The sequence below is a fragment of the Paenibacillus sp. GCM10012306 genome (assembly GCF_042649265.1).
Taxonomy (GTDB): Bacteria; Bacillota; Bacilli; order Paenibacillales; family Paenibacillaceae; genus Paenibacillus_AQ.
On the sequence record NZ_JBHRYW010000001.1, the window covers coordinates 373,649 to 387,050 of the forward strand.

General features: G+C 46.4%; 11 protein-coding genes and 1 pseudogene. 11 read left to right on the forward strand and 1 reads right to left on the reverse strand.

What is annotated here, in order from left to right:
• Positions 1–239 precede the first annotated feature (239 nt).
• The 11 genes and pseudogenes from ACFORK_RS01630 (at position 240) to ACFORK_RS01680 (ending at position 12,160) form a co-directional block, all read left to right on the forward strand.
• Positions 240–2,933, forward strand: a complete 2,694-nt coding sequence (locus ACFORK_RS01630; RefSeq protein ID WP_379194950.1) for a ComEC/Rec2 family competence protein — start codon at positions 240–242, stop codon at positions 2,931–2,933.
• Positions 2,934–3,068: 135 nt separating this feature from the next.
• Positions 3,069–3,335, forward strand: coding sequence for a hypothetical protein (locus ACFORK_RS01635; protein WP_379194952.1), 267 nt, complete (start codon positions 3,069–3,071; stop codon positions 3,333–3,335).
• A gap of 920 nt (positions 3,336–4,255) precedes the next feature.
• Positions 4,256–5,110 (forward strand): DUF2785 domain-containing protein, encoded by an 855-nt coding sequence (locus ACFORK_RS01640; protein WP_379194954.1) that lies wholly within the window; start codon positions 4,256–4,258, stop codon positions 5,108–5,110.
• 46 nt (positions 5,111–5,156) lie between these two features.
• Positions 5,157–5,268, forward strand: a pseudogene (locus tag ACFORK_RS01645) (DUF2441 domain-containing protein); the annotation flags it as partial.
• Between the two features lie 227 nt (positions 5,269–5,495).
• Positions 5,496–6,647 carry a serine hydrolase domain-containing protein gene (locus ACFORK_RS01650; RefSeq protein ID WP_379194956.1) on the forward strand — a complete coding sequence of 384 codons (1,152 nt, stop codon included), beginning with the start codon at positions 5,496–5,498 and terminating at the stop codon, positions 6,645–6,647.
• Between the two features lie 905 nt (positions 6,648–7,552).
• Positions 7,553–8,137, forward strand: a complete 585-nt coding sequence (locus ACFORK_RS01655; RefSeq protein WP_379194958.1) for a helix-turn-helix domain-containing protein — start codon at positions 7,553–7,555, stop codon at positions 8,135–8,137.
• A 33-nt stretch (positions 8,138–8,170) separates the two neighbouring features.
• A complete protein-coding gene (locus tag ACFORK_RS01660; RefSeq protein WP_379194960.1) occupies positions 8,171–8,908 on the forward strand; it encodes an AzlC family ABC transporter permease in 738 nt (245 codons plus the stop codon).
• Entirely contained in the window at positions 8,899–9,225 is a 327-nt protein-coding gene (locus ACFORK_RS01665) for an AzlD domain-containing protein (protein WP_379194962.1), read from the forward strand. The genes ACFORK_RS01660 and ACFORK_RS01665 overlap by 10 nt, the downstream gene beginning before the upstream one ends.
• Positions 9,226–9,457: 232 nt before the next feature.
• Positions 9,458–10,006: an RNA polymerase sigma factor gene (locus ACFORK_RS01670; RefSeq protein ID WP_379194964.1), complete on the forward strand. Its 549-nt coding sequence runs from the start codon at positions 9,458–9,460 to the stop codon at positions 10,004–10,006.
• Positions 10,003–11,064, forward strand: a complete 1,062-nt coding sequence (locus ACFORK_RS01675; RefSeq protein ID WP_379194966.1) for a hypothetical protein — start codon at positions 10,003–10,005, stop codon at positions 11,062–11,064. Before ACFORK_RS01670 ends, ACFORK_RS01675 begins: the two co-directional genes overlap by 4 nt.
• A gap of 82 nt (positions 11,065–11,146) precedes the next feature.
• Positions 11,147–12,160: a LacI family DNA-binding transcriptional regulator gene (locus ACFORK_RS01680; RefSeq protein ID WP_379194968.1), complete on the forward strand. Its 1,014-nt coding sequence runs from the start codon at positions 11,147–11,149 to the stop codon at positions 12,158–12,160.
• A gap of 184 nt (positions 12,161–12,344) precedes the next feature.
• Here the strand turns inward: ACFORK_RS01680 and ACFORK_RS01685 are convergent, their stop codons facing one another.
• On the reverse strand, positions 12,345–13,295 hold the full coding sequence (locus tag ACFORK_RS01685) for a sugar kinase (RefSeq protein WP_379194970.1): 951 nt from the start codon (positions 13,293–13,295) through the stop codon (positions 12,345–12,347).
• Between the last annotated feature and the right edge of the window lie 107 nt (positions 13,296–13,402).

Below are 13,402 nucleotides of genomic sequence, written 5' to 3' on the forward strand. Positions count from 1 at the left end.
CTGGGGAAGAACCTCTGTTGACGCATGATTGGTGCGGATACAGGGGTCTTTTTGCGTAAATGCATGGCTTTAGCGTTTTTAGTACGTGTTATGAGCCAGACTCATGAAAGTGTTTATGCATGAGAAAAGGTGTGGAAAAGATGATTTTCATCTGCCCTGAGTATATTTCTCATTTGAATCGTTAGAGGGGCGAATACAGATTTGCTGCCGGGTGCAGCGAAGAGAGGGAGGATGAGGATTTGCGAGCTAGACCACTGTTAAGCTTTACCGTATGTTGGGTGATCGGCAGTACTGCGGCCTATTTATATTCCGGGAGCAGATTGCTTCTTGTCGGAGCGGGATTATTGTTGCTGCTCGCGGCGCTCGCCTGTACGGGGAGGCTGGGTCTGAAATATATCGCAGTATTGGCAGCAGCCTTGATTCTGTCGGGTGGTTACTGGGAATGGAATGAAGTTCATCATTTCAGTAGACTCCCCGGCGCCCTTCAGTTGCAACCCACAGAGACGAAAGAGGTTGAAGTGAAGGCAGAGGGAGTTATAGTTTCTCCGGTGAATCAGGACGGGGATCGTGCAGATTTTACAATGAAAATATCGGAGATTACTCGCAGCGAGGAGTTAGGAGGACAGGCAGGGGGCGGCTTCGGAAGTGGTCCTGACCACACTGGTGTACAACGCAGCGAGAAGTCTTCTGGCGGCACAGGGGCAGGAGAACAGATTGCTGTGCAGGTGAAATTGCAGGCAGAATCGGAGATAGAGATAGCTGCTGCGTGGAAGCGGGGCGACCTTGTAAAGCTGACAGGTGTGCTGGAGCAGCCCCAGGAAGCCCGGAACTTTGGCGGTTTTGACTACAGAGCTTACCTCCAGACCCGGGACATCTATTGGTTGCTGAAAGTAACGGGAGCAGAGACTGTGGAGACAGCACCGCCAGGGTCTTGGAGACTGTCCACGGTGTTACGCTGGAATGATGGAGCACGGTCAGCGCTTGGGGCTGAACTGGATCAGTTATTTCAAAAGCTGCATGCAGGGTATATGAAGGGTCTTATTATCGGGATGCAGGATGACCTCGATCCAGAGACGTTTCGGCAGTTCTCCCAGCTGGGGCTGACACATATCCTGGCGATTTCAGGAATGCATGTGGCGGTGTACGTGGGGGCAATTCTTTTTCTCCTAAAACGCTTCCGCCTGACCCGGGAGACGACCTTAACTATCACGTTCATGCTTGTACCTGTATATGTGCTTTTGTCAGGGGCGGGACCTTCGGTGATTCGCGCCGGACTGATGAGTATGATCGCTTTGGCCGCTGCGCGTGCAGGGATTCTGAAAGACGGTCTGAACATTCTATGCGCTTCTGCGCTCGTCATGCTGATTTGGAATCCCTATATGTTGGTGAATGTCAGTTTCCAATTGTCGTTCCTGGTGACGGCCGGGCTGATGATTTATATACCGCTGGTTGATGTTTTGCTGAGGAGACTGCCTCAATGGCTCAGGAGTGCTGTATCGGTGACTCTCGTCGCGCAGCTCATTTCTTTTCCATTAACAATCTTCTATTTTAACCAATTCTCACTGATGTCCTTTGTTGCCAATCTTGTACTGGTGCCTTTGATAACCCTTGTTGTTCTGCCGCTAGGGGCGCTCGCTTTAATGCTGGGGCGACTCTGGGGGGATGCGGCAAGGTTGTTGGCAACTGTTACAGAACTGCTGAATAATGTCACGTTTGGATTGGTAGAATGGATCAACGGATTTTCGGGAGGGGTGATGATCTGGCGTTCACCTTCTCTACTATGGATCTGTGCATATTACGTCCTACTCTTCGCACTGCTGTACTTCGCCAAACTGCGGATCGAAGCGAGGGACAGTGCAAGGCAATATGCAGAGGACGAGACAAGACCCTTAGAAGAATCAATGGGATCTGAAAGATTCCGGGACGTACGTGGAATTAAGGAACTGTCAACGATGTACACTGGATGGAGGTCACCAGCACTACGCTGGAGTGGGGTAATACTGTTTGCAATGTTTGCAGGATTCAGTTTGCTATTGTATCAGGGCTATCTACCGGATAAGCTTCCAGGTGGCGGCAGCATCAGTTATCTTGACATTGGGCAGGGCGATAGCAGTCTGATCACCACCCCGGGCGGGTCTCACATTCTGGTCGACGGCGGCGGAACGGTCAATTTTGGCAAAAAAGAAGAGTGGCGTATCCGTCGCAATCCGTTCGAGGTAGGAGCTAAGGTGCTGGTCCCGCTCCTTAAAAAACGCGGCATTCACCGCTTGGATGCCATCATTCTGACCCATGCCGATCAGGATCACGCCGGAGGGTTACAGGCTGTGCTGGAGAATATTCCGGTCTCTGCCTTCTTATTCAACGGGACTATGGCTGACCAGGAGTCATATAAGAAGCTGATGCGGACCGCACTGGAAGCCAGTGTCCAGCTGTATGCTGTGCATCAGGGGATGGAACTTGCTCCGGACAAGGCTACTCGCTTATTTTTCCTGTGGCCGCCGCCGTTAGAGGGGGAAGAGGGGCATCTTCCTGAGACGGACAACCAGAATCATGCCTCCGTAGTCTTTCGCCTGAATATGTATGAGCGGAATTTCCTGTTCACAGGGGATATGGATATAGCTGCGGAAGAAGAGATTGTCGCCCAGGGGAACGCATTAGGTTTTCACACTGGACCACAGGTCGATGTACTGAAAGCGGCGCATCATGGTAGCAAGACTTCAACGGGAGAGGATTGGCTGCAATTCTGGCAGCCAGTAGCTACAGTCATCTCGGCGGGCGTTAACAACATGTACGGGCATCCAGCACCAGTGGTAATGGAGCGTCTGGCCGACAGCGGTACAACGGTGTACCGTACAGATCGGCAGGGGGAAATTCAGATGAAGGTTACGAAGGATGAGATCAAGGTGCGGCATAAGCTGGATGTGGGGGAATGAGGGATGAGATTGAATATCTATTTTTGTCATATTAATTCCTTTTAATTATATTATTCGACTTTTTTTGCTATGAAGGCTATTGGTTTTTTTCCGAAAAAGACAATATAAGTTTTGGACTCGAAAGGGGGAGAATATATGAAAAATGTAAAAACTATAGTTTCAATATGCGTAGGGTTGATAGCTGGCTATGTCATACCCTTTTCACTTTTGTTGTTTGGCTATTCATTAATGGGGGATTTCACAATTGGTGATCCAGATGGTTATTTGTATTTAGTAATCCTAGTATTAAGTTTAGCAATTTTTATTTTTACTGTAGCTCGATTGAAAGTATACGGTTATTGTTTTCTTGCGCTTTTTCTAGGGATTTGTATTTTTGTTACGTTTAGTTTTACCTCGTCTTAGTAGAAGGGAACGTTGATATGAAAAACAAAATATTTCCTTCAATTTTAGTTTTTATTTTAATAATTAATCTTTTTGAGGGGAATATATAGGCGGCTCCTAAACCTTAGGTGACAATCTGGATTCAAGTAATAAGTCTCAAACTGCAGGGTCATTATCTGAAGATTGAGTAAGTGAGACAACTTGGGTACGAACGGACTGTATCGCCGCTATTTGTGATGATTCGTGTTTTGAAATATGAAGCGGACTCAGGTGACGTTATTTACAGTAAAGCAGGAGATTTGGACAAGTTATTACATTGATAGGGTTACTGGAGTCCGTTATGTGCCTAAACAGTCGAATATATAGGGAATAAGGTCACTGGTGTCCGTTACTAGATAGAGGTAAGCGCTGTTTAAATATAGATTGTAAAAAATACTAATATTTCAGATTTATGCGATGATTTCCGATAATTATATTTATATAGGGGCGTTGTCATTCAGCTGAAAGGGTGTTCTACATAGAAAAGTATATGAAAGTAATTATTTCTATTGGTATGAGTCTTTTATCTGGATTCTTCAGCTGGTATGGATTGGTAGGGTACCTTTTAAATACCGGAGGGACTTTTATCGCAAGTAACGAAAAAGCTATGGCACTATACATTGGTGTATTAGTGGTTAGTTTGCTGGGATTCATTTTAACATTACTATTATCTAAAATGTATTTGTATTGTACTTCTTCGTTTGTATTTTCTTTAGTGCTAGTCCTAATGTATGTTTCTTTTTAAAAACATAAATAGTTATTTTTCTCTTTTATTAATGAAATGAAAATAAAAAATCTAATTATCACAAGTGGTAGAAGCGCTGCTGCATTCGGCTTATATTTCACGATGGGCTGAAGATTGTAATAGAAATATTAACGCCAAGATTAAAGGAGACGAACCAATGGACAAGACAAGGTCAAAGCTCATAATGGATCTGCAAAGAATCGAGGAGGAGCATTATCAGTTTCGTGAAAATGAGCAAATACAGGATTTCATTACATTGATGCTGCAATATATTGGTGATCCTATGTCCGAGCTACGGGATGGACTTATTTATCCGACCTTTTATGAATGGATAGAGGTTCAAAAGCGGTTCACGGCAGAGGAACTCAGCGAAATGCTAATGACTCTGACCGATAAAGAGCATCTATTTTACTGTATTGGCAGCGACGAAGACCCTAGTGTATTTACAAGAACCTTCACTGTGCTAGTTATTGCCCTAATCGTTCGTCGCCACAGACAGCAGCCTTTGCTGGAAGCAGGGGAATTTGCGAATTTGAAGCATGCGCTGCTCCGTTATTATCGTGAAGAAAAGGATCTACGTGGGTATTTGGCCGAAGGTGGCTGGGCCCATAGCGCGGCTCACGGTGCGGATACCCTGGTAGAGTTGGTTCAGTGTCCGGAAAGCGATAGTGCGTTGCTTTATGAGGTTCTCGATGCCATTCATGGAATGCTTTATAACGGAAAACAAAGCTTTAATGAGGAAGATGACGAACGAATGGTCAGCATCGTGGATGTCATGCTAGAAAGAGAGCTGCTTCCAAGGCAAGATATCTCTGACTGGATCAATACCCTGACACAATGCGTCGATTGGCCGAGAAGTCGTAAACAGATGATTGCCCGGGTGAACAGCAAGAATTTTTTGCGCAGCTTGTACCACAGGAGAGATGAGAATAGTCGGGGAAAGGATTTTACCGCGTCGCTGCTTGCCGCTGAAGCTAAACTGAATAAATACCGACAGAAGATGCTGATGTAGTGATGGGTTATATCGGGCAGAAAATGAGCGCCATTCTAGGGTTATAGTTGAACAGGCTAGAGAGTATTGGGAGGAAACTGTAAATAATGAACTGCCTGAGCTCCTCGTTTAATGGAAAGAAAGAGATCGTTGAAATTATTGAAGATTTCTCTGTTTAATTAAAAGTTCTATAGCCTCCGGGGAACTTTTCAGGTATGTTGTAATCATGAAATATTAGCTTAAAACCGTAGACGAGCTGCTAGGGGAGAAGTTACTAGGTGGTAAGCTGAGGGCGTACCATCTGTACCCAAAGGGACGGTTTTTCATCTAGCACATATATTTATGCTCTATCTTGAATGCGGTTTCATGTCTTGAATTACTTAACTTTCGATTGGAGGAAGGACATGTGAACTTTTCAAAATTAAAGGCGTATTTGGACTCATTCTACAAAGAGAAGAATGTCCCCGGCTTGGGGTTTGCAATGTATCACAAGCATCAGCCGGTATTTGAGCATTATGCCGGGTTTTCAGACGTAGAGAATGGAGTGCGGTTTGGACAGGACACGATCTTCCGGTTATACTCCGCGACGAAGGTAATCACATGTACGGCGCTTCTGCAATTATATGAGGAAGGGAAGTTCCGGTTGGATGATCCATTGTCCGCCTATATCCCGGAGTACAAGCATATGACCGTGCGGCATACACTCAAGGATGGATCGGAAGAGCTGCGGCCTGCACAGCAACCTATCACCATCGAGCATCTGTTCAGTATGACAGCCGGTATCGATCAACGAGATACGAAGGAAACGATGCGTGTTGTTGAAGAGTCGAACGGGGAAGGCAAAACGCTGGATGTGATTAAGGCGTTAGCTAGCGAACCGCTCATTTTCGAACCGGGTTCACGTTTCAAATACGGTTCTTGTCATGAAGTGCTTGGAGCCCTGATTGAAGTGCTGTCTGGACAAACATTTGGGGCTTATCTGAAGGAGAATATTTTTGATCCGCTTGGGATGAAGGACACTTCTTTCCAGTTGAAGGATGAGAATCGCTTCTCCAAGCTGTACAATCACTTCAATGGGCAGAACCATACGCACGAGAGCATAGGAGAACATTTTGTGCTGCAGCCAGGCACTGCTTATGAGAACGGTGGCGGGGGGTTATATTCGACCGTTCCGGATTATATTTTGTTTGCTGAGGCGCTATGTAATTATGGTCTGGCAACGAACGGCGAGCGGATTTTGCGTAAAGAGACTGTTAACAAGATGAGAACAAGACGTCTGAACCCACAGGCACAGCAGGATTTTGCCCAGTTTGGCGGCGTAAGTAAAAGCGGATATAGCTACGGCCTTGGCGTACGAACATTGGTCGATCGGGAAGATAACAACTCCCTTAGCTTTAACGGAGAGTTTGGATGGGATGGCGCCCGCGGTTGTTATGTTGTTATAGATCCGGAGGCCGAGATAGCAATGTTCTACGCACAGCAAGAGAGTGGCACTCCGTGGTTCCGTTGGCATGGCACCATTCGCAACTACGCTTATGCCAGCGTGTGGGAAGATTAAGTTTGCTATATAGGCAAGAAGCGGGAGGAGAGCTGATCAGGGCCTTATTCCGCTTCTTGTTGATTGATGTATATCTCCAAAGAGTTCATTTACCCCGTTGTATCATCCTCTGTTCATCCGCCAGCCTATATAAGTAGCAGTTTAATGCTTCCAGTCTACTGCTTCTAGTCCGCTGAAGCTAATAGAAGCTTAGCCCACAATAATGATAATGGTTTGTGCATACGCAAGCGCTCATCCCCCAGCATTTTCAAACCGACTATGATTACAAAAAAAGGTTCGGCTCATCATCGTCATCAGTGCATGGTTAATGAACCTGGTTAAATCTGCTTAAGAGCGCACTCCCTTGAGCAGGTTATAGCGTATTTATGCCATCGAACGGACCGTATAGCCGTTATTTTCCATAAGAATTTATTCTGGGACATGTAGCGGACTCAGATGACGTTATTTCCTACGGAGTAGCGATATTTTAACAGTATTTCTGCCGATAAGGTCACGGGAGTCCGTTAGCTTCTTAAATGGCCGAATTATAGGCAATAAGGTCGCTGGAGTCCGTTAGTTTCTTAGATGGCTGAATTATAGGCAATAAGGTCGCTGAAGTCCGTTAGCTTATTAAAATGGCTGAATTAGGAAATAAGGTCGCTGAAGTCCGTTAGCTTCTTAGATGGCCGAATTATAGGCAATAAGGTTTCTGGAGTCCGTTAGCTTCTTAACCGGCGTAAAATCGCTGGAGCCAGGGCCAGCTCCCTGACGAAGCAGGCATTGATTTTGAGATACGCTCAAAATTTCAACCCAATCTAAAATACCTAGCGGTAACCCGCATATTTACCATCGAAGCTGTTTCATCGGCGACAATGGGTATTTACTCATTCCTTTTTGTGCGTTATATTATACAAATAAATAATATAATGAACGAAACTGTGGAGGAGGAGAAGGTCATTCATCCGAACAACATAAATATCAGCATAAGCAAGAATGTGTCCAGAATACGCAAGGAACGTAAGCTGAGTCTGGATCAGACTGCGGAACTAACTGGGGTAAGCAAGGCGATGCTTGGTCAAATCGAGCGAGGCGAGACGAATCCTACGGTAACTACGCTGTGGAAAATTGCCAATGGACTGCATGTGTCCTTTTCGTCTCTGATTAAGGAAGAAGCACCGCTTGTAACAGTCGTATCCAAAAAAAATGCGATTACAGAAGATGACGGAAATTATCGGGTTCACTCTTTATTTCCCTTCGACTCCAAGAAGCAGTTCGAAATTTATAGTATTGAGCTTGAGCCGGGCTGTTCCCATGAATCAGAGGCTCATTACGACGGAGTTGAGGAGTATGTGCTGGTCTCTGAGGGGGTATTGGAGCTTATCATTGAGCGGGAGCAGTACATCATCGAGCCGGAGATGTCGGTCATGTTTCAGGCGAATAGACCACATACCTACCGGAATGTGGGGACGTCGACGGTCAAGTTTTTTAATATTATTCATTATCCTAACTAGGATATGCGGTACGTAAGAAAGAGAGGTGAGAGCATGAGGGAGAATGTTCAATTACAAGGCACTGGAATAGAGTTAACCGAATCGGAGGACAGCTTTCTCCAAGGGGTTAAGGATTGCATCCCCACCTTACTAGGGTACTTAAGCATCGGCTTCGCTGCTGGTGTGATCGGTCATACATCAGGTCTGAGCATGGCTGAGATTACGCTTATGTCAATCTTAATTTATGCAGGATCGGCACAATTTATCGTGGCTGGAATGATCGCAACCCAAGGCTCGACTGCTGCAATCATTTTAACTGTATTTATCGTAAATCTTCGCCATCTTCTATTGAGTGCTGCGGTGGCTCCGTATTTTCGTCAGCTTACCCCGTTTAAAAATATGCTGATTGGAGCTTTGCTTACGGACGAAAGCTTCGGGGTTGCGATGAACAAGGTGACGGATCGGCAGCACCTCAGTGAACGATGGATGCATGGGCTAAATGTTACGGCGTACATCAACTGGATAATCGCTACATTAGCTGGTGCGTACCTGGGCCAGTGGATTGCGAATCCCGAGAAGCTCGGGCTTGATTTTGCCTTGTCTGCGATGTTCATCGGTCTACTGGTTCTTCAATTGGTAAGTCGCAGAAAGCTACTTAAAGATATGATCGTTGTGCTGTGCACAGTCGCGAGCGTAATCGGTGCAAGTTATGTATTATCACCTAGCATGGCTGTAATTGTTGCTACGGTTATAGCAGCTACGATAGGAATGGTGATCGACAAGTGGAAATAAGATGGCATGTATTTATTATCATCGTAGGAGCTTCTTTAGTAACGCTTATTCCAAGAGTGTTGCCGATTATGGTGCTTAGCCGTAAGGCTTTGCCGGAATGGTTGATGCGCTGGTTGAGTTATATCCCTGTAGCCGTTATGGCGGCTCTTGTAGCACAAGAGCTCTTAATATCGGACGGGAAGCTAGCATCTCTATCAAATAACGTGGAGTTATGGGCGGCGTTGCCTACTTTTTTGACAGCCATTTTCACCAAAAGCTTATTAGGGACGGTTGGGGTTGGCATAATAACGGTTATGGTTCTGCGGTTCCTAGTTTAGTGATCTGCATACATAACACTAAACTATAAAATAGTTCAAACGCAATACAATGGGCATTCACGCCTGTTGTATTTTTTCTTTTTAGAGGGGATATGGACCCCATGGTAAAAGAGAAAGTGCAAATATTAACGGCGAACAAAGAGCAGAATGATATTCTTATAGTATATTTTTATGAGAACAGGGAACTTTTTGCATCCTGGGAAGTCTTATTGGGCAAGAGGTGAGATACATAATGCAAAGTAATGATATGGGGTATATGGCCAAAGCTAGCTATGCTCCAGCTGTGACTTTGAGGGAAATGATGGAGGAATACGGTTCGGATGTGTGGAACTATGCGTTCTTTCTGACCCGCAGCCGCGAACAAGCGAATGATATCAGTCAGGAGGTTTTTCTGAAGGCGTACCGAAGCATCGGGAAATTCCGGGGGGACTCTTCGCTCAAGACATGGCTGCTGACGATTACTAGAAATACGGCTTTCAGCTATGGCAAAAGCAACTTTTGGCGCAGATTCATCACACTGGATACGAAGCAGCATTCACCGGGCGAAGTCCGCTCTGCAGAGCAGGAGGCGCTCGGCAATGCGTATGCTAACCGAATTTGGGAAATCATCATGGCACTCCCGAAGAAGAACAGGGAAGTGTTGGCACTCGATATCCAGCATGGATTATCTATTGCTGAGATGGCGAAGCTGCTGGGAGTAGCTGAAGGAACCGTCAAGTCACGTCTGGCGCGAGCCCGGGATAAAGTTCGGATTGCCATTAAGGAGGAGGAGCGGGAATGAAGAACAAAGCGGACAGAGAAAATGTGAGAATTGATGATACGAACTGGTACAGTGTTGCTGGAAAGAACCCCTTGCGCGAACAGGGCTTCACACCGGAACTTATGCTACGAATCGAACAGGCGGCAGTACATCGTCATCCCCGGTATTCTATTAAATTCAAGTTAGGGAAAAGAAGGGTCTTGACCGGGTTGGCTGCTGCTTTATTGATTATCCTTCTAGTGTGGCCTAATAGCGGGCTGCGACAGGGAGACTTGAATTCGGAATCCACCATAAAGACTCAGTCAGCTGCTGCGTCACAACCCTTCCCTTCTCCTGGAGCAACAAAGTATTTGCCTACCTTTAGTTCGGCTGACTTTGAATTTAACGGAAAATACTATTTTATGACGCTTCCTCTTGATCGGGACAAGAACGCTTCCTATGCGGCTGATACCTCGGAAGGGATTCTATGGTCACCGGCTCCACCTATGAAGAAGAACCAAACAACAAAGCTTCTGTATCCCACGGAGCCATACACATTATATTTAAGCTCCAAGGAACAGACGGAGTTGTCGCCTTATTCAGCTCGCAAAGTCTATACCTTCCCGTTATATGCCGGAGGGGCTCAGGTCTATAACTTTTTGATTGGTATCTATGGTTTTGGCGAGCATGTATTTCTGGCGACTGGCGCACAGAATGCAAATGAACGGACAGCCTACCCACTAAAGGTATCTATACTGAATATGAAACAAGTGGCGTCCGGAGAAGCTGTTAAACCACAGGAATTCTTGACATTGGATACTTCATTGAACGATCAAAACAAGTCATTTCTCGCCTTTGACCAACAACATGAAAGGATTCTAATTGTGGATATGGCTATCGAGCAGAATGGGAATAATAAAGACAAGGTTAGGCTTTATGACTTGAGGTCTCAAACTATGCGCGAATTGGATACCGCCATCGAGATGGATAAGGAAAGCTCCGATGCAATAGCGCATTATAAATTAGATGGAGTGCAACGGACAGCGGAAATCTTCATGAAAATTGGCTGGCAATGGTATGCGAATGAGGCTAAGCATTAAGCCGGCCTGTAGAAAAAATCCTGAGAAAAAGCTATACTTTTCCTTAAAGTGTTTTCTTTAGAGAAGAAGTGGAGCGGAAGAAATGAAGAAATTAACGATTGATGATGTGGCCCGGCAGGCGGGAGTTTCGAAGAGTACCGTCTCCCAATTTCTAAATCAGCGTTTTAAATATATGAGTGAAGCCACTAAAAACCGGATTGCTGCGGTCATTGAGGAGCTGAACTACCAGCCGAACGGGTTGGCCCGCAGTCTGAAGCAGAACCGGACGCATATGGTCGGCATTATTGTGGCCAATATTGATTATACACTGTCCATTCACTGCATTCGGGCGATCGAAAGCGAGCTTCAGCAGCATGGCATACAGGTGATCATTTGCAATGCGGACGAAGATGCTGACAAAGAAGCGAAGTATGTGGAGACACTGCTTGCGCGCCAGGTGGATGGACTGATTATTTTCCCAGCAGGACAGGATGGATCAGCCTATGCTCGTCTTGTGGAAGAACCCTTCCCGCTTGTCTTTATGGATCGGCTAGTAGAAGGGATGTCTACCCAGAGCTTGCTGCTCGACAATGAAATGGCTGTGAAGCTCGGGGTCAGCGAACTGGCTCGTCATGGCCACGAACGGATTGCTCTGCTGACGCTTCCGCTGGGTGAGCATTCCATCACGCCCCGCAAGGAGCGACTGAGCGGTTACAAGCGAGCAATGGAGGAAGCTGGACTGGAGCTGCGGGAGGAGTACATTGTCAGCGCTGCCCGTGAAAATATCTCTGCTGAGCTGGAACGTCTCGCAGCGCTGTCTCAGCCGCCAACAGCCGTGCTCGCCGCCAATGATATCGTGCTGGCTGAGATTCTGAAATATGCCAACCGTCAGTCTGTTTCCATCCCGGACCAGCTTTCGGTTATCGGTATTGATGATGCTGAATTTGCTCATATCTACAATCCGGTTATTACGACGATTTCCCAGCCCGCTTACGAGATGGGCGTACAGGCTGCCCGGATCATGCTGTCCTGTATAGAGGATAAGGGGGCCAACGTGCCGATTACCTACCGTTTTGTTCCGTCCTTGGAGCAAGGGCAGTCGGTTAAGACACTGTGAATTGTACGAAACCTCTATAGCTTCATAGATAAAGCAAGCCCTTGTTGCCAGTTACATTGGTTCGGGGGCTTGCTTTATTTTATAATTATCGGGTTGGTTCACCAGGGTTTAGCGTTTATTGAGTTATCTTCTAAAAAAATTCGATTGTGTAACGACATGTAGTTCTGAGCTAGCGGATCTTAGTCTACACACTCTGCCGCATAAATTGCTCCAGCCTCTCACGGCTCGGAAGTCCGTCCATGTCCCCGGGGGAAATCACGGCTAGTGCTCCGATAGCATTGCCTCGCTTCACAGCTTCAGAGGTTGGTAGTTTTTCCAGCAGCCCACTTATTACACCAACGGCAAACCCATCCCCCGCACCGACTGTATCGACCACCTTATCCACTTTGAAGCCCTGCACGTACCCTTCTTCTTGTGCCGACTTAAAATAGGCGCCTTCCGGTCCCAGCTTAATGACGACGAGTGAGACATTGCGCGCTAGATAGAAATCGGCAATCTCTTCGGGTGTGTTCAGCCCTGTAAGGATGCGGCCCTCGTTCAGCCCTGGCAGGAACCAGTGGCAGCGCGTGGCAAGATCGTTAATAGTGCTAACCATCGTTTCTGTGTCCCGCCACAGTGCCGGGCGCAGATTGGGATCGAGGGACACGGTTTTGCCTTTGCTTTTCATAAAATCCATAACGTGTACAGAGAATTCGCGGCAGCTCTGGGACAAAGCAGCTGAAATGCTGGTGGCATGCAGATGGTCAGCAGCGGTGAAGTAAGACTCATCAAAGTCAGCCAGACTTAGCCTGGACGCGGCGGAACCCTTACGGAAATATTCGACTTTGGGATCGCCGGTGATAACCTTGGACTTGATTAGCATTCCTGTGGAGTGTTCCTTGGTAACTGAGATATGGCTCGTATCTATATTCTCTTTGTTTAACGCATCAGCTATAAAAGTCCCAAAGTTATCTTGACCAAGCTTGGTCACATAACCGGTGGGATGTTCCAGGCGGGACAGGCCGATAGCGACATTGCTTTCTGCCCCGGCAAGGCCTTTGGAGAACGAAAATACTTCGTGCAGTGGCCCGGTCTCATTGGCATAGAACATAGCCATCGGCTCGCCGAAAGTAACGGCATGTAAATGTTTAATCATGTATTAATCCTCCTCAGGGGAAGTGGTAAGTCCTTACGACGAAGAATGATAAATTGAAATTATCATATAAATCGGTTTTGTACAATGACTCATTATGTGTAGTCGAA

What these genes read in the sequence shown, in the direction of transcription:
- ACFORK_RS01635 (WP_379194952.1), top strand. Translation starts at nt 3,069, where the DNA reads ATGAAAAATGTAAAAACTATAGTTTCAATATGCGTAGGGTTGATAGCT.
- ACFORK_RS01640 (WP_379194954.1), top strand. Translation starts at nt 4,256, where the DNA reads ATGGACAAGACAAGGTCAAAGCTCATAATGGATCTGCAAAGAATCGAG.
- ACFORK_RS01655 (WP_379194958.1), top strand. Translation starts at nt 7,553, where the DNA reads ATGAACGAAACTGTGGAGGAGGAGAAGGTCATTCATCCGAACAACATA.
- ACFORK_RS01660 (WP_379194960.1), top strand. Translation starts at nt 8,171, where the DNA reads ATGAGGGAGAATGTTCAATTACAAGGCACTGGAATAGAGTTAACCGAA.
- ACFORK_RS01670 (WP_379194964.1), top strand. Translation starts at nt 9,458, where the DNA reads ATGCAAAGTAATGATATGGGGTATATGGCCAAAGCTAGCTATGCTCCA.
- ACFORK_RS01675 (WP_379194966.1), top strand. Translation starts at nt 10,003, where the DNA reads ATGAAGAACAAAGCGGACAGAGAAAATGTGAGAATTGATGATACGAAC.
- ACFORK_RS01680 (WP_379194968.1), top strand. Translation starts at nt 11,147, where the DNA reads ATGAAGAAATTAACGATTGATGATGTGGCCCGGCAGGCGGGAGTTTCG.
- ACFORK_RS01685 (WP_379194970.1), bottom strand. Translation starts at nt 13,295, where the DNA reads ATGATTAAACATTTACATGCCGTTACTTTCGGCGAGCCGATGGCTATG.